Raw genomic sequence first — 14,774 nt, 5'->3', positions numbered from 1 at the left:
GAGTGTAATTAGACTATAAAAGAAAAAGCTTATATATAAAAGATTTTATATACTAATACAATAATATTAAATAAGAGCTGTTTGTCCTTAATACAATATCAAAAATTTATTAATTGTTTTTATCTGTGATAATATAGAATTGTTTTAAGTAAATGGTATATATTTTGATTTCAATAGGAAAATATTCTAGATTAAAGATTCTTGAGAAAACTTCGAATTGGCTGGTTCTAGATGCTTTGGAGCTTGGTACTGCAAACATTGCTAGTTCGGAATTCTGTGATACAGTAAACGTTGGCGAAAGTGTAGAAGTTTTTTTGTATCATAACTCAAAGGCTGAGCTTATCGCGACTACAAAAAGAGTTCCAACCGTAGGTCAAGTATCTTATTTGAGAGTTAAAAATATTACAAGTATAGGAGCTTTTTTAGACTGGGGACTTGATAAGGATCTTTTTGTACCATTAGCCGAGCAACATAGACCATTTGAAATTGGAAAGTCGTATATTGTCTATTTATATCTTGATAAGATTAATGGACGTATAACAGCTTCTTCAAAAATCAATAAGTTCATAAAAGATTACGCAGGTAATGATATAACTCAAAATCAAGAAGTGGATCTTATAATCGCGAATTCTACAGACATAGGTTATAAAGCAATAATTAATAACAGTTATTGGGGAATCATTTATTCTTCAGAGGTGTTTAAGAGATTAAGTTTTGGCCAATCTGTTAAGGGATATATAAAAAATATTCGAGATGATGGGCGTATAGATCTGTCGTTACAGCTAGTGCACAAAGATTTAGATAGAAATGCTGACTTGGTAGAAAAGTATCTTGTAGAGCATAACGGTTCTGCTCCTTTTAATGATAAATCTAACCCTAATGATATAGCGCGCGAGTTTGGAATTAGTAAGGCTGCTTTTAAGCGAGCTATAGGAACTTTGTTAAAAAGAAAAAAAATAGTAATTAGAGAGGGCAGTATTCATTTAAATGGATAATATTCTGTAAATATTATATTGTTATTAAGAGTTTATATTAGTATAATAATGTCTTGCTCTTTGCTATGCAAAATAATTTTGTATAGCTTATCAGTAAAAAACTAACAATGATAAACCGGAAGGAGTTTACAAAATGAAACATTATGAAATCGTGTTAATGATTCATCCAGATCAATCTGAGCAGCTTGATGCTATGCTTGGTAAATATCGTGGAATCATTGAAGAAAAAGGCGGAAAAATCCATAGATTCGAAGATTGGGGACGTCGTCAATTAGCTTATCCTATCGAGAAACTTCATAAAGCACATTATGTGTTATTCAATGTTGAATGTGACGTTGAGTCTCTAGAGAAGCTTCAAGAAAACTTAAAGTATAACGATGCAGTTTTACGTCGTTTAGTAATTTCTAAGAAAGAAGCTGTTACAGAGCCATCAATTATGATGGAAACTAATGAAAAAGAAGTAATTTAATAGAGGGATTTTAAGATGAGTCGTCGTAAAGTTTGCCGTTTCACTGTTGATGGTGTAAAAGAAATTGATTATAAAGATGTAAATAAGTTAAAAGCTTATATTACTGAAACAGGTAAGATCGTACCTAGTCGTGTAACTGGTACATCAGCTAAGTATCAAAGACAGCTTGCTACAGCTATTAAAAGAGCTAGATTCTTGGCGTTATTACCATACTGTGATCGTCACTTTAACTAATACTGGAGGTTGATTACAATGCAAGTTATTTTAAAAGAAAAAGTTGAAAACCTTGGTGTATTAGGTGATATAGTTAATGTTAAGCCTGGTTATGCTAGAAATTTCCTTATCCCTTTTGGTAAGGCTGTTCAAGCTACTAAAGCTAACATCGAAACTTTTGAAGCTCAAAAGGCTGAGTTAGAAAAAGCAGAAAAAGCAAGATTTGATGCTGCAGTTGTAACTGCAGATGCTATCAAAGATAAAGTTTACACTGTTGCAGCTCAAGCTGGAGAAGGTGGTAAACTATTTGGATCTGTTGGTACTGCTGAAGTTGCTGAAGCAGTATCTCAAGCTTCTGGTAAAGAAATTGAAAAGAGCCAAGTTCGTATGCCGGAAGGAGTTATTAGAACTACTGGAGAGTTCGAACTTACTGTTCATGTATATACAGATGTAGATGCAGATATCAAAGTAAATGTTGTAGCTGCAGAAGCTTAGTTTTATAATATATAAACTAACACAATATCTTAATTAATATAAAAACCATGTGTTAGGCATGGTTTTTTTGTATATGAAATAAGGATTTTGATGTCAATGGATTATCAATTTAAAGTTGCTGAAACTGCATATTCAGTTGATGCGGAAAAGGCAATACTAGGCAATATTCTTCTCAACAATGATAATATAGAGCTAGTTGAAGATTTTCTTCTAATTGATGATTTTTTTGATAAGAGACATAAAATTATCTATAAGCAGATAGCTGTTTTAAATCAGTCAAATACTCCATTTGATGTTCTAATTTTGAGTGAATATTTAGCAACTGAAGGTTTACTAAATGATGCTGGAGGCGAATCATATATTATTGATTTGGCAACTAATACGCCAACAGTTTCAAATATAAAAACATATGCAAATATTGTAAAAGATAAAGCTAAGCTGAGAAGTCTACAAACAAGTGTTAATGATATAGTTCAAAAAATATATTCATCAGACTCTAAGAATCCTGACGATGTTATTGATTATGCCGAAAGCCGGATTCTTGATGTGGCTAAGGAAAGAGAGACTTTAGTTAAGGGCCCTGAATCAATTAAATCAGTTATTCCTAAATTAGTTGATAGGATGAGTGCAATAGTCGATGCAGGTAGTGGATTGACAGGGGTTTCTACAGGCTTTATTGATCTTGATAAAATGACCTCTGGCTTACAACGAGCTAATATGGGTATTATTGCAGCTCGTCCATCAATGGGTAAAACCGTACTAGGAATAAACATAGCTCAAAATGTTGCTAAAATTGCAGATAAACCAGTTTTAGTTTTTAGTTTAGAGATGCCGTCAGAGGATATTGTCACAAGGATGCTAGCATCACAGGCTCGTGTAGAAATGAATTTGCTTAAAGAGTGTAATCGGCTTAATGATGCTCACTGGGTTAAGATTACAAGTGCAATGAAATCATTGAGTGATATGCCTTTATATATTGATGATACATCAAGCTTAACCCCAGCTGAGATGCGCTCAAGAGCTCGAAGACTATATAATGAACATGGTGGTCTATCAATGATATTAATAGACTATCTACAGCTTATGAAAATACCTGGTTATGAAAATAATAGAACCCTAGAGGTATCAGAGATATCTAGATCATTAAAAGCACTTGCAAAAGAGTTAGATATTCCCGTTATAGCATTATCGCAGTTAAGTAGAGATCTTGAAAAACGTCAAGATAAGCGTCCGATAATGTCTGACTTGAGAGAATCTGGAGCAATAGAGCAAGATGCTGACTTGATAATGTTTATTTATCGCGATGAAGTTTATAATAAAGAAAAAGAAGATAATAAAAATCTTGGTGAAATTATAATTGGGAAACAGCGTAATGGTCCTATTGGCACAGTTCATGTTCGTTTTGATGGGCAGTTTGCAAGCTTTGCTAATTTGACTTATGAGAATGACAATATTTTACCTGGTGATATAGGTTATAATGAATAATTTTATAAGAATGAAAGAGAAATTCTATGCAACAAGATAAAGTGAATTTACTTGGGTTAAATCAAAAAGCTATGGAAGAGTTTTTTGTTTCTATAAATGAAAAAAAATTTCATGCAAGACAAGTTTTTAAATGGATACATAAGAAAGGGGTCATTGATTTTGATAAGATGACAGACCTTGGTAAAAATTTGCGTAATAAGCTACAGGAAACCTCAGAAATATTTATTCCAAAAGTAGTTTTTAGTAAAGCATCGAAAGATGGTACGCATAAATGGCTAATTGATGTCGGTGGAAGTGCTGTTGAAACAGTTTTTATTCCAGAAGATGGTAGAGGCACCCTCTGTGTATCTTCACAAGTTGGATGCACTTTGAATTGTAGTTTTTGCTCTACTGGTAAACAAGGGTTTAATAGAAATCTTTCATCTGCCGAAGTTATTTCTCAGCTTTGGATAGCTGCTAGAACCTTATCAAAAAATAATGGCGAACATGATTTTAGTGTTACAAACATAGTTATGATGGGTATGGGTGAGCCATTGATGAATTTTGAGAATGTGGTTCCAGCTATGGATATTATGATGGATGATTTAGCATATGGGCTATCTCGACGTAAAGTGACTCTTAGTACATCTGGTGTTGTTCCTAGAATATATGATTTACTTGAGCAATCAGGAGTGTCTTTAGCAGTATCATTACATGCAGCGACTGATTCTTTACGTAATGAAATAGTACCGATCAATAAAAAGTATAATATTGACGAACTTCTTGAAGCATGTAAACTTTATGCTGAGAAAGGTCCTCATAAGCACATAACATTTGAGTATACATTGATGGAAGAAGTTAATGATAATTTATCAGATGCTGAAGGGTTAGTTGAGTTGTTACGCTCTCGAAATGTTCCAGCTAAAATAAATCTTATTCCATTTAATCCATATCCAGGAACACCATATAGGAAGCCTAGTAATAATCGTATCCATAGATTTAAAGAGTATTTACAACATAATGGTTTTGTCACTACAGTAAGAAAAACTAGAGGTGATGATATTGATGCTGCATGTGGACAGTTAGCTGGTGATGTTATGGATAAAACGAGTAGAAAACAAAGATATTTAAAGAAGCTTGGTGATAAGAATGCAGGCTAGTTTTAAAAGAGCTTTAGTTACTATAATATGTTTTGGGATGCTAACTTCGTGTTCAACTCCTAATAGTTCAAACAGTAGTTCAAGCCCTCAAGTTCAAAAGGATAATAGAAATCAAAATGTAGAAGAGGTCAACTACTCTTTTGATAATAGCTCTTTCCCCAAAGCTAACTATAAAGAAGCAACGAGAATTAATTCTGAATTAGCTATAATATATTCTACGGAAGGGTATCTTGAAAGGGCTAAGACTAAGCTTATAAAAGCACAAGAGTTAGCAAAAGAACACAATAATAATTTGGCAATTGTAGATTATGCAGGTGGATATTATTATCAAAGCATAGGAGCGAATACAATTGCTGAAAAATACTACAAAAGAGCTCTTGATAATCATCCTAAAGACTATGAAGCTATGAATTTTTATGCTCAGTTTTTATGCATGCAAGAAAGTGACTATAGTCGCGCTCAAGAACTCTTTGAAGAATCATTGTTTATGTCAAATAATAATGATATGGCTCAAACATTATTTTTATACTCTCAATGTATGTATAAACAAGGTAAAAAAGATGATGCTCTAGCGTATATGAAAAGAGCAGATAAGTTTAGAGAGGACTATAAGGCAGCCAAATTAAGATTAGCCCAAATGTATTTTGAACGAGGTGAGTACAAAGAATGTTATAAGGTTATTTATGGCATGAAGAATGACACAGCGTTTTTTAATAATAAGCTTATTCTAGATATGAGGTTAAAGTTGGCAGAGTATGCGAATAATAAAAATGAAGCTGCGGCTGTAAGACTAGTTTTATCTTCTAATAACTATAATGATGAGGATATTGAAAAGTTCTTTTCAGCGGCAGATCAAAAGGATATAGATGAAAATGCGTAGAATTAATCAAATGAGTGAAAGTACTCCAGAAAGATTACAGAAATTACTAGCAAAATATGGCATAGGTTCGCGTAGAAAGATAGAGGAATTTATCCAACAGGGAAGGGTACGTGTAAATGGTAAAGTAGCGACTCTAGGAGATAAAGCTACAGATAAAGATAAAATTAGTTTTGATGGAAAAGCCTTACATTTATATGGTCAACCTATGACTAGACCAAGAGTCATTATTTACCACAAAAGAGAAGGTGAAGTCTGTACTAGTAAAGATGAGAAAGATAGAAAGACTGTTTTCGATTCGCTACCTAAACTAGCTAAGTCACGTTGGATAATGGTAGGACGGTTAGATATAAATACTACAGGATTATTGCTTTTTACGACAGATGGGGATTTAGCTAATAGAATGATGCATCCATCTTATGAAATCGAAAGAGAATATGCTGTAAGAGTTTTTGGTCAACAATTATCAGATGAGACTTTAAATAAGTTTAAAGAGGGAATACAACTAGAAGATGGCTTAGCTAAGTTTAACAGCATAAAATTTTCTGGTGGTGAAGGAGCAAACGTTTGGTATTATGTAACTTTATCTGAAGGGCGTAATAGAGAGGTTAGAAGAATGTTCGAGGCTGTAGGTGTTACAGTTAGTAGACTTACTAGAGTTAGATTTGGAGATATTGTTCTTCCTAAGTTTGTTGCAAGAGGAAAAACACTAGAACTTAATCCTTCAGAAGTTAATAAACTGAGAAAATCTGTTAAGTTAAAAGAATATAAGTTTCCTAAAAAACTAGTTGAAAGATTAGAGAAGAAATAATGGATTTTGTGCGTCAAGTAGAAGATATTTTTGATATTGATATCTGGGAGTTGAAGCCAGCATATAGTTCTATAAAACAAACTCAAAGTGAAATCATAGATGAAAATTCTCACGATGCAACAAAAAAAGAGCTCGAAATTATCTACACTAATATAGTAGATAGTTCTAAAATTATAAATATACTTTTAAGTGATAAATTAGATATTGGTTTTTTAAAACAAGTTGCTAATAGTTTATTTTTTAAGTCTAGTGTATATATATATAAATCTAATGATATCAAAGATTTTAATGATTTAAAGGGGATTAATCTTTCAGAAAAAGACTTTATCTGTGATAATTGTGAGTTATTAAAGATTCAGAATAAAAAAGCAATATTATCAAATTTATACAAGTATGCAGATTTTAGAGCTTGATATTACATTTCTAACAAAAACAATTCAGCTAGTAAGAGCTACTGATAAAGATTTTAGCTGGTCAGATAAACAAATCGAAGATTCATTAACTAATGACACCGTTTTAGGTTTAATGATTGATAGTGAGCTTGCTGCTATTGCTATTTTTAACTATATATTTGAAACAGCAGAACTTTTGTATATATGTGTTGATACGGCTACGCAAGGTAGAGGAGTTGCATATAAGCTTTTGAAATATTCAATTAATCATCTTGCCAAGAAAGAAGTTAAAGAAATATTATTAGAAGTCGACATCAATAATACTAAAGCTATATCTTTATATAAAAAAGTCAATTTTATTGAGGTATCATTGCGCAAAAACTATTATAAAAAAGCTAATGGTTATTTCAGTGATGCTTTGATTTACCGATTAAATATATCAAATTAATTTTGCCTATGCTATATTAACGCCTAAAGACAACAGGGGTGCTATCTTACTCGAATAAGATGGCTGAGAAAATAACCCTTTGTACCTGATCTAATTAGTATTAGCGTAGGGAGTTTGTTTGATTATTTTCTATAAATATCATTCAAATTCTTATTATTTAACTTAGAAATAATAGGAGATTAACCGTGGAATATTTAGGTTATATAACTTTAAACATATCATTAGTAATATATTTTATTCATTTTTTACCACAAACCATCCATAATCAGTTCAAGCATAAGACATTTGAAATTAGTCTCTGGACTCATTCGTTAATGATATTTGCTAATTCTTTAGATCTTATATATGCGATAGGGTTTAATATGCAATGGCAATATATCTTAGTTGATATTATTCTTTTAAGCTTTTTAACAGTCCAGCAACTTCAAATCTTAAATGACAGAAGGCAGAGAAATATATTTATACATACTGTGTTTATTTTGTTATTCTTACTGATTGTTATTTATATAGTCAAATTTATATCGCTGAGCCAACAGACTTTGTTATGGAGTGGCTCAATTAGTGGGGTAATATATAATGTATATTGGTTACCTCAGATATATAAAAATTTTCGCCAAAAACAAGCAGAAGGGTTTAGTATATTCTATTTAGGACTTTCTGTACTTAGCCTTATGTGTGATATAAATAGTGCTATATTTTTAGGATGGCCTATCGTATCAATAATAGTTTCTAGTTGCCTATTTATTTTGGTATCTATACAAATTATTCAATATTTCTATTATAAAGGAATGCTTTCAAAGCAAATATTAAATACTTCTATAAACTAGAGTTATAGAACACCACGTGTTTTATGTTAAAATTAGTGATCAGTATTTTTAGAAAAAATTAAAGTATGAAAAAAATTATTAAATTTTTAGTGTGTATATTATCTTTAGGTGCTTGCTCTCTAGTATTTGCATTGGATAATACCTCAAAAACATATATAGCTTATTCAATTGGTGATGCACTGGGTAAAGCTTCACATAAAAGTTTTAGTGCTATGAATCAAGAAATTATTAAAAAAGACTTCATTTCAGGTTTTGATGATACTATTTTAGATCATAAACCTGATATAAACAAAATTTCAGATAAAGATTCTTATGAAGTGGGAATGATTATTGCAACTCAATATAAGTCAAAACTAAAAAAAATGATTGTCATAAACAAACAAAATTGTGAAGAGTTTATTAAAGGTTTTGATGATGGAGCTAATAGTAAAGATCAGTCTTTAACCCCAGAAGATAAAGAGATATTAAAACATTTCAGAATTTCAAAAGATGAGGACAACTAGATAATATCAACTAAATATGGTTGATAAATATATTCTGCTACTTTATTCTTAAATCTAACTAACTCAAAGTCTTAAAATATATAAATAAAATGCAAAGCTTAAAAGATATTCAGAAGTTAATTAAACAAGATATTGAAAATAACAATGAGTTTATAATCAACTCTCTTTCATCAGATGTTGTTCTTATCAATCAAATTAGTCACTATATCATAAATAGTGGTGGCAAAAGACTTAGGCCTTTGTTAGTGATGCTATTTTCTAGAGCTCTAAATTATACTGGCAAAGATCATCTAGCATGTGCTGCAATTATAGAGTTTATTCATACAGCAACTCTTCTACATGATGATGTAGTTGATGATTCGCATCTACGTCGAGGCAAAGAGACAGCTAATAATGTTTTTGGCAATGCTGCAAGTGTATTAACCGGAGATTTTCTATACTCTAGAGCTTTTCAGATGATGGTAGGTTTAGATAATATGCAAATTATGCAAATATTAGCAGATGCTACTAATAAAATATCGGAAGGTGAAGTGCTTCAACTATTAAACGCTAGAAACATTGATTTGACAGAGGAAGATTACATTAATGTCATATACTGTAAAACCGCTAAATTATTTGAAGCATCATGTGAGTTAGCTGGTGTAATTAGCCTAGATAGACAAAGTTATAGTAAATTTCAAAATAGTATTAAAAACTATGGTGTCTATTTGGGGAATGCTTTTCAGATAGCTGATGATGTATTAGACTATGTTTCTGATGCGGAAAGTTTGGGTAAAAATATTGGTGATGATCTGGATGAAGGTAAAATGACGCTACCAACGATTTATGCGTTAGCAAATACTTCAAATCAAGAACAACAGAAAATAAAAGAAGCCATTGAAAAAGGAAACTATGGCATAAACGAAATTATAGCTATAGTTAAAAATAGTGGCGCTGTTAAATACTCTTATCAAGTTGCATGTCAATATGCTGAAAAAGCAAAAGAATCGATAAGTTTCTTACCAGAATCAGAATATAAGAAGGCTATGATCTTACTGTGTGATTTAGCTGTGAAGAGAAAAAATTAGTTATTATTTAAAATCTTTAAGTGTAATTTCGAAAGTTAACGCTTGGTTAGGTCCTATTGTAGCAGGAGCTCTAGTCCCATAAGCTTTGTTGGGAGCACAGTATAATATAAAAGTAGAACCATTAGGCATCTTAGGAATAGCGTCTTTCCAACATTCTATTAGGTTTCTAAGTGGAAAGGTTGCGTTTTCACTTGAGTCAAAACTTGGTCCTATGAGTTTAGCTTCTTTTACATCATTAAGCTTTGATTTGTCGTCTTCATAAGCTATTACTGGTGTTGTTCCTTTGTAAGCAATAGTTACTGTGCTATCTGCAGAAGGTTTTTTACCATCACCTTGTTTAACCATTTGGTAGTAAACACCATCATTTACTTCGACAGCATTATCCATTTTAGCAATTTGCGACATGAACTCATCTGATTTGACTTTATTTAGCTTAGCTATATCTAACTGCTTTTTAATCATCCTATCTTTTAAAGTTTCCATATTTCTTCTAATTTGACTTTCAGAAATTCTAGGCTTCTCATTGTTGAGAGCATCAGCAAAACCTGAGACTGTTTGTTTGTCATATAGCCCAAAATCTTGTCTAGCAATTCCAGACCCAACCTGGTATCCGACTACATAACTTGCATCAGATCCCATTTTTAAACTGTTATTAATTGAAGTATCCTTTGTTTGAGTTTGAGTTTGAGTTTGAGTTTGAGTTTGAGTTTGAGTTTGAGTACTTGGAGTACTAGTAGCTATAGCTTGAGTTTTAGTCTCACTAGTTGTTTCTTTTGTTGAGCATGAACCAATTGCTACTCCTAGGACAGTACATGACATTATCGCAACTATTTTTTTTAGTTTCATCTTATCTCCTTATTTATCTTTGAATATCATCTTTTGTGATATTAAAAAAGTCAAAAAGCTCTTTATCTAACATTTGAGATGGAGAAATATTTGATAGAGCTTTGAATATAACATTTTTTCTTTCAGGGTTATTATTCTCCCATCTATTAAGCATATCTTTTATAAATACTCTTTGCAAATTATCTTGTGAACCACATAGGTTACAAGGAATTATCGGGAAATTTTTTAGTTCAGAATATTCTAGTGTTTCTTTTTCACTTACAAAAGCAAGAGGACGAATTACAATATTACGTTTATCATCACTTAATAATTTCGCAGGCATTGATTTAATAGTGCCGTTATAAAAGAGATTTAAAAAAAATGTCTCTATGATATCATCACGATGGTGTCCTAAAGCAATTTTTGTAATATTGTTCTCCTCAGCAAAATCATACAGAATGCCGCGCCTCATTCTCGAGCATAATCCACATGTAGTTTTACCATCTGGTATAACTCTTTTGACAACACTATAAGTATCTCTTTCAATAATATTAAATTCTATATCTTTAGTTCTAAGATAATTAGGTAAAATCTCTTCAGGAAATCCTGGTTGCTTCTGATCCAAGTTTACAGCTATGATATCAAATTTTATAGGAGCTTTCTTTTGGAGTAATAAAAGCATTTCAAGCAAACAGTATGAGTCTTTACCGCCAGATAGGCACACCATTATTTTATCGCCATCTTCAATCATGTTGTATTGATTAATTGCTTGGGCTGTTTTTCTAAGTATTTGTTTTTCTAGCTTTTTTAAAGGTTGTTTATTAGTTTCTGTCATTTTTTTCTAAAATCATCTTTTTTAGTTCATTAGGTATTTTTTGTAATCTTCCTGTCTTTGTATTGTAACAAGCAAGTTTAGCACTTGCTTTTGTAATAACTTGTTCATTATTAATTAAGCGTATCTCATAATCAAATTCGATGCTTACTGCACCAATTTTAGTAATATGTTGAGTTACTTCAATCTTATTAGGGTGTAGTAGTGGTAAGATGTATTTACAGGTTTGTTCTGTAATTACAAGTTGGATAGAGTTTTGAGTAGCCCAAGACATTAATCCACTATTTTCATATGCCCATGTTGTTCTAGCTTCTTCAAAATAGTTAAAGTAGGTACAGTTATTTACATGTCCATATTTATCAGTGTCAGCAAAGCGAATATTTACAGTATGCTTAAAAATATTTGATTTCATAACTTACCTTTAGAAAATATATGACAGTAGGGGTTTGCGAGGTACTTCACAGTTCTGTAATTGTATAGCATATTTTTGAGCTACATCAGCGGTTTTACGGGCATAGTTTTTTAAGAATGAATTATTTCTATGGCTGCCTCTTCTATATCCTCCAATACCCTCATGGTATGCAAGATATAAATCATAAGTATTTGTTTTACCTATACCTGTTTTATTATGGACATTGTTTAAATACCAACCTATGAAATCTACAGCATCAGCATAATCAGAACGTGAGACAAAAGATTGTTTAGTTTCTTTCTTGTAATGCTCCCATGTGCCATCTAGAGCCTGTGCATAACCATAAGCGCTGGATGCTCTACCTTTTGGAATAAAGCCAAAATAATATTGCATAGAAGGTTGTGCATCAGCCCTGAATGAAGATTCTTGACGTACGAATGCCATTTGTATATTTAGAGGTATCCCCCAACGATCGTAGGAGTCTATCATGTCGTAGTACCAGTCAGGATATTGGTGGATTATACTACACGCATTGTTTATATTTTTTGGAGGCTCTGTTGAGCAAGAACCCAAGAGTAATATGACTGTGGTAATCAGTATTAGTTTTACTATCTTTTTCATTATAAATTCCTATAAAAAACATCCACAACTTTATCTTGGAATCTACGAGCATTGTAACGATCAGAGTACTTGAGATCATTTAGCATGATCGAAAATGAGATGCGATGGTTTTTTGCAGTTAAAACATAGCCTGATAGTGTTGATACTCCAGATAATGTACCTGTTTTTGCATGTACTCGACCAAGCAGTTTGCCTCCCATTCTATATGCGATGGTACCACTTATTCCAGATGAAGGTAGGTAATTATAGAATTGTTTACCAACTTTACTGTTAAAAGTTTTAGTCAAGAAATCAACCATAAATTCAGGACTAACTCTATCCAGATGTGATAATCCAGATCCGTCATACATAGTCAAAGCAGACGTGTCTAATCCTAGTTTTGAATATAAGATGCTTTGAACAGCTTCAGTACCCGCTTTAGTTGAGCCAATTCCTTTTTCTTGTAAACCAATAGTATTTAGTATAGTTTCTGCATATAAATTGTCAGAGTGTTTAAGAGTTTGGTCAAAGAAGTGTCCAATTGTTGCTGATCTTGTTGTTATTTGTGATTCATAACCAGCTGGAATATCACTAGCAATAAGTACCTTACCATGTTTTACTCCACTAGAACTTAAAAAATCATTAACAGTATCTACTGTCTTTAAAGCAGGGTTTCTAATTGCCAGTTTAAACATTTTTTCAGCTGTTCTAGATAAATATCCACTTATATATACCACGTTATCATCATTCATTGATAAAATCGTAGCCTTTGTTGCACTTGTATATTTAGCTGAATTTTTTATGTCAATGTTGCTAGCATTGCTAAGCTCTACAACTCTAGTAGTTAAACTATTTGGATTTTTAACTAGTTTTATAACAGTACAGTTTCTATTTAATGTAAAGCTAGAAGCCGGTGCACCATAGCATAATGTTTTATCTTCTTTAGACCAACCCCTAGGGATATATGGTCCTGAAAATACACCAACAAGATATACATCGCCTGTAATTTTAGATATTCCTTTTTCTGTTTTTATTTTTCTTATCAATGATGATAACTGACTACCAGTAAGGGCTGGATTACCAGTAAATTTTATATACATATCACCATAGAGAGTATGGTTTGATATTCTATTAGATGGATACATAACAGTAGTTGTAAATCTAAAGTTACTAGGAATAGCAAATAATCCTGAGACGATTGTAAATACCTTATTATTACTTGCAGGTTTCATTGATCTGTTTTCAGCATAGGCATACAGATCAGCACCTGTCATAGTTCTTTGGGCTGCTACAGCAATTTTAGCATTAGATAAGTTATATTTTTTTACAAGAGATTGTATTTCGCTACGAGTAGATGCGTAAGATAGGTTTGCGCTTGCTACAAATATAGATATAGCTACTAAAAGCTTAGTTCTTTTTATCAAAGTGATAAACCTATATATGTTTCTAATTTCTTAATTTGGAATAATAGCATTTTATACACTATAAATATAGTGGGGGTACTGTGTAATATATAGATAGGTTTTGGGTTAGTGTAAATAAGTTGTAGCTATGTTGCATTTATATTGTTATATGGTAGAATGATAGCCTGTAAATTTGTCTATCAGCTTTGGGTAAAGAGCTGTAGTTTTGTTAAATTTAAATTAAACTGGCATTTAAGTGAGGTGAGAGGGTATGCCAAGCGTTAGAGTTAAAGAAAGAGAACCTTTTGATGTTGCTCTTAGAAGATTTAAGAGATCTTGTGAGAAGGCTGGAATAGTATCTGAACTACGTCGTAGAGAGTACTTTGAAAAGCCAACTTGGGCACGTAAAAGAAAGAAAGCTGCTGCTGTCAAAAGAGCTTACAAGAGCAATATGATGGCTAGAAGGTAGTATATTATTTAATTCACCGTTGAGAGTTTAACTCTCCCTTTCACTAGGAATTCTTTTTTAAAATGTCACAAATTTTTGATCAATTGACTCTTGATATGAAAGAGTCAATGAAAAATAAAGATAAAAATAGATTAACTACTATTCGTATGGCTATGTCGGCCATTAAGCAAAAACAAATTGATGAGAAAATTGATATTACAGATGATATTGTTACAGCTGTAATAACAAAAATGATCAAGCAAAGACAAGACTCTTATAATCAATACATACAAGCAGAAAGAGCTGAGCTTGCAGAGGGTGAAAAAAAAGAGATTGAAATCTTGACTAAATATATGCCCAAACAGCTTAGTGATGAAGAGGTTGTGACTATTGTTCAAAAAGCAATAGAATCTGTTGGAGCTACCTCAATGAAAGAAATGGGTAAAATAATGGCTAGTGTAAAAAAAGAGCTTGCTGGTAGAACAGATATGAGTAAAGTAAGTGCTATAGTAAAGTCAAACTTATCTTAACTT

The 14,774-nt window shown here is 31.9% G+C and carries 20 protein-coding genes and 1 riboswitch; of the genes, 15 read left to right on the top strand and 5 right to left on the bottom strand.

The genetic code is table 11. The features are described from left to right. Positions 1-164: 164 nt before the first annotated feature. From F0R75_RS04330 to F0R75_RS04270, 13 genes are all read left to right on the top strand, one after another. Positions 165-995, top strand: a complete 831-nt coding sequence (locus F0R75_RS04330) for a CvfB family protein (RefSeq protein WP_149368196.1) — start codon at positions 165-167, stop codon at positions 993-995. A gap of 133 nt (positions 996-1,128) precedes the next feature. Then, the gene (rpsF, locus tag F0R75_RS04325) at positions 1,129-1,464 is read left to right on the top strand and encodes a 30S ribosomal protein S6 (protein WP_013923199.1); all 336 of its coding nucleotides are present in this window, start codon (positions 1,129-1,131) and stop codon (positions 1,462-1,464) included. Positions 1,465-1,479: 15 nt separating this feature from the next. Next, positions 1,480-1,698 carry a 30S ribosomal protein S18 gene (gene rpsR / locus F0R75_RS04320; RefSeq protein ID WP_004287690.1) on the top strand — a complete coding sequence of 73 codons (219 nt, stop codon included), beginning with the start codon at positions 1,480-1,482 and terminating at the stop codon, positions 1,696-1,698. 18 nt (positions 1,699-1,716) lie between these two features. Beyond that, entirely contained in the window at positions 1,717-2,172 is a 456-nt protein-coding gene (gene rplI, locus F0R75_RS04315; protein WP_013923198.1) for a 50S ribosomal protein L9, read from the top strand. A gap of 90 nt (positions 2,173-2,262) precedes the next feature. Continuing rightward, positions 2,263-3,657 (top strand): replicative DNA helicase, encoded by a 1,395-nt coding sequence (dnaB, locus tag F0R75_RS04310; RefSeq protein ID WP_179951663.1) that lies wholly within the window; start codon positions 2,263-2,265, stop codon positions 3,655-3,657. 26 nt (positions 3,658-3,683) lie between these two features. Beyond that, a complete protein-coding gene (rlmN, locus tag F0R75_RS04305) occupies positions 3,684-4,796 on the top strand; it encodes a dual-specificity RNA methyltransferase RlmN (protein ID WP_013923196.1) in 1,113 nt (370 codons plus the stop codon). Then, entirely contained in the window at positions 4,786-5,676 is an 891-nt protein-coding gene (locus F0R75_RS04300) for a CDC27 family protein (RefSeq protein ID WP_149368197.1), read from the top strand. The genes rlmN and F0R75_RS04300 overlap by 11 nt, the downstream gene beginning before the upstream one ends. Further along, positions 5,669-6,484, top strand: coding sequence for a 23S rRNA pseudouridine(2605) synthase RluB (gene rluB, locus F0R75_RS04295; RefSeq protein ID WP_149368198.1), 816 nt, complete (start codon positions 5,669-5,671; stop codon positions 6,482-6,484). Before F0R75_RS04300 ends, rluB begins: the two co-directional genes overlap by 8 nt. Then, positions 6,484-6,897 (top strand): chloroquine resistance protein, encoded by a 414-nt coding sequence (locus F0R75_RS04290; RefSeq protein WP_149368199.1) that lies wholly within the window; start codon positions 6,484-6,486, stop codon positions 6,895-6,897. Before rluB ends, F0R75_RS04290 begins: the two co-directional genes overlap by 1 nt. Beyond that, positions 6,878-7,324: a GNAT family N-acetyltransferase gene (locus tag F0R75_RS04285; protein ID WP_149368200.1), complete on the top strand. Its 447-nt coding sequence runs from the start codon at positions 6,878-6,880 to the stop codon at positions 7,322-7,324. Before F0R75_RS04290 ends, F0R75_RS04285 begins: the two co-directional genes overlap by 20 nt. 24 nt (positions 7,325-7,348) lie before the next feature. Further along, positions 7,349-7,454, top strand: a riboswitch (TPP riboswitch). 55 nt (positions 7,455-7,509) lie between these two features. Further along, positions 7,510-8,151 carry a PQ-loop repeat-containing protein gene (locus tag F0R75_RS04280; RefSeq protein WP_149368201.1) on the top strand — a complete coding sequence of 214 codons (642 nt, stop codon included), beginning with the start codon at positions 7,510-7,512 and terminating at the stop codon, positions 8,149-8,151. A gap of 65 nt (positions 8,152-8,216) precedes the next feature. Next, positions 8,217-8,654, top strand: a complete 438-nt coding sequence (locus F0R75_RS04275) for a hypothetical protein (RefSeq protein ID WP_149368202.1) — start codon at positions 8,217-8,219, stop codon at positions 8,652-8,654. An 89-nt stretch (positions 8,655-8,743) separates the two neighbouring features. Then, positions 8,744-9,721, top strand: a complete 978-nt coding sequence (locus F0R75_RS04270) for a polyprenyl synthetase family protein (protein ID WP_149368203.1) — start codon at positions 8,744-8,746, stop codon at positions 9,719-9,721. Positions 9,722-9,724: 3 nt separating this feature from the next. On the opposite strand, the gene F0R75_RS04265 is transcribed toward F0R75_RS04270, so the two are convergent. From F0R75_RS04265 to dacB, 5 genes are read right to left on the bottom strand one after another with little or no spacing between them, the layout of a single operon-like run. Continuing rightward, complete coding sequence (locus tag F0R75_RS04265; protein ID WP_149368204.1) at positions 9,725-10,567, bottom strand: FKBP-type peptidyl-prolyl cis-trans isomerase N-terminal domain-containing protein; 843 nt, start codon at positions 10,565-10,567, stop codon at positions 9,725-9,727. A gap of 13 nt (positions 10,568-10,580) precedes the next feature. Next, positions 10,581-11,381, bottom strand: coding sequence for a tRNA 2-thiocytidine(32) synthetase TtcA (ttcA, locus tag F0R75_RS04260; RefSeq protein WP_149368205.1), 801 nt, complete (start codon positions 11,379-11,381; stop codon positions 10,581-10,583). Continuing rightward, on the bottom strand, positions 11,368-11,790 hold the full coding sequence (locus F0R75_RS04255) for an acyl-CoA thioesterase (RefSeq protein WP_146421329.1): 423 nt from the start codon (positions 11,788-11,790) through the stop codon (positions 11,368-11,370). Before F0R75_RS04255 ends, ttcA begins: the two co-directional genes overlap by 14 nt. 9 nt (positions 11,791-11,799) lie before the next feature. Beyond that, positions 11,800-12,411: a transglycosylase SLT domain-containing protein gene (locus tag F0R75_RS04250; protein ID WP_149368206.1), complete on the bottom strand. Its 612-nt coding sequence runs from the start codon at positions 12,409-12,411 to the stop codon at positions 11,800-11,802. Beyond that, positions 12,411-13,814 (bottom strand): D-alanyl-D-alanine carboxypeptidase/D-alanyl-D-alanine endopeptidase, encoded by a 1,404-nt coding sequence (gene dacB, locus F0R75_RS04245; protein WP_013923184.1) that lies wholly within the window; start codon positions 13,812-13,814, stop codon positions 12,411-12,413. Before dacB ends, F0R75_RS04250 begins: the two co-directional genes overlap by 1 nt. A 250-nt stretch (positions 13,815-14,064) precedes the next feature. Here dacB and rpsU point away from each other — a divergent pair, with 250 nt between their 5' ends. After that, the gene (gene rpsU / locus F0R75_RS04240; RefSeq protein ID WP_013923183.1) at positions 14,065-14,262 is read left to right on the top strand and encodes a 30S ribosomal protein S21; all 198 of its coding nucleotides are present in this window, start codon (positions 14,065-14,067) and stop codon (positions 14,260-14,262) included. A gap of 62 nt (positions 14,263-14,324) precedes the next feature. Beyond that, the gene (locus F0R75_RS04235; protein ID WP_149368207.1) at positions 14,325-14,771 is read left to right on the top strand and encodes a GatB/YqeY domain-containing protein; all 447 of its coding nucleotides are present in this window, start codon (positions 14,325-14,327) and stop codon (positions 14,769-14,771) included. Positions 14,772-14,774: the final 3 nt, after the last annotated feature.

The sequence above is a fragment of the Francisella marina genome, from assembly GCF_008369785.1.
Classification (GTDB): domain Bacteria; phylum Pseudomonadota; class Gammaproteobacteria; order Francisellales; family Francisellaceae; genus Francisella; species Francisella salimarina.
The sequence above is the reverse complement of the archived record's forward strand: the minus strand, read 5'-3'. Positions and strand labels throughout refer to the sequence as shown.

What these genes read in the sequence shown, in the direction of transcription:
- rpsF (WP_013923199.1), top strand. Translation starts at nt 1,129, where the DNA reads ATGAAACATTATGAAATCGTGTTAATGATTCATCCAGATCAATCTGAG.
- rpsR (WP_004287690.1), top strand. Translation starts at nt 1,480, where the DNA reads ATGAGTCGTCGTAAAGTTTGCCGTTTCACTGTTGATGGTGTAAAAGAA.
- rplI (WP_013923198.1), top strand. Translation starts at nt 1,717, where the DNA reads ATGCAAGTTATTTTAAAAGAAAAAGTTGAAAACCTTGGTGTATTAGGT.
- dnaB (WP_179951663.1), top strand. Translation starts at nt 2,263, where the DNA reads ATGTCAATGGATTATCAATTTAAAGTTGCTGAAACTGCATATTCAGTT.
- rlmN (WP_013923196.1), top strand. Translation starts at nt 3,684, where the DNA reads ATGCAACAAGATAAAGTGAATTTACTTGGGTTAAATCAAAAAGCTATG.
- F0R75_RS04300 (WP_149368197.1), top strand. Translation starts at nt 4,786, where the DNA reads ATGCAGGCTAGTTTTAAAAGAGCTTTAGTTACTATAATATGTTTTGGG.
- rluB (WP_149368198.1), top strand. Translation starts at nt 5,669, where the DNA reads ATGCGTAGAATTAATCAAATGAGTGAAAGTACTCCAGAAAGATTACAG.
- F0R75_RS04290 (WP_149368199.1), top strand. Translation starts at nt 6,484, where the DNA reads ATGGATTTTGTGCGTCAAGTAGAAGATATTTTTGATATTGATATCTGG.
- F0R75_RS04285 (WP_149368200.1), top strand. Translation starts at nt 6,878, where the DNA reads ATGCAGATTTTAGAGCTTGATATTACATTTCTAACAAAAACAATTCAG.
- F0R75_RS04275 (WP_149368202.1), top strand. Translation starts at nt 8,217, where the DNA reads ATGAAAAAAATTATTAAATTTTTAGTGTGTATATTATCTTTAGGTGCT.
- F0R75_RS04270 (WP_149368203.1), top strand. Translation starts at nt 8,744, where the DNA reads ATGCAAAGCTTAAAAGATATTCAGAAGTTAATTAAACAAGATATTGAA.
- F0R75_RS04265 (WP_149368204.1), bottom strand. Translation starts at nt 10,567, where the DNA reads ATGAAACTAAAAAAAATAGTTGCGATAATGTCATGTACTGTCCTAGGA.
- ttcA (WP_149368205.1), bottom strand. Translation starts at nt 11,381, where the DNA reads ATGACAGAAACTAATAAACAACCTTTAAAAAAGCTAGAAAAACAAATA.
- F0R75_RS04255 (WP_146421329.1), bottom strand. Translation starts at nt 11,790, where the DNA reads ATGAAATCAAATATTTTTAAGCATACTGTAAATATTCGCTTTGCTGAC.
- F0R75_RS04250 (WP_149368206.1), bottom strand. Translation starts at nt 12,411, where the DNA reads ATGAAAAAGATAGTAAAACTAATACTGATTACCACAGTCATATTACTC.
- rpsU (WP_013923183.1), top strand. Translation starts at nt 14,065, where the DNA reads ATGCCAAGCGTTAGAGTTAAAGAAAGAGAACCTTTTGATGTTGCTCTT.
- F0R75_RS04235 (WP_149368207.1), top strand. Translation starts at nt 14,325, where the DNA reads ATGTCACAAATTTTTGATCAATTGACTCTTGATATGAAAGAGTCAATG.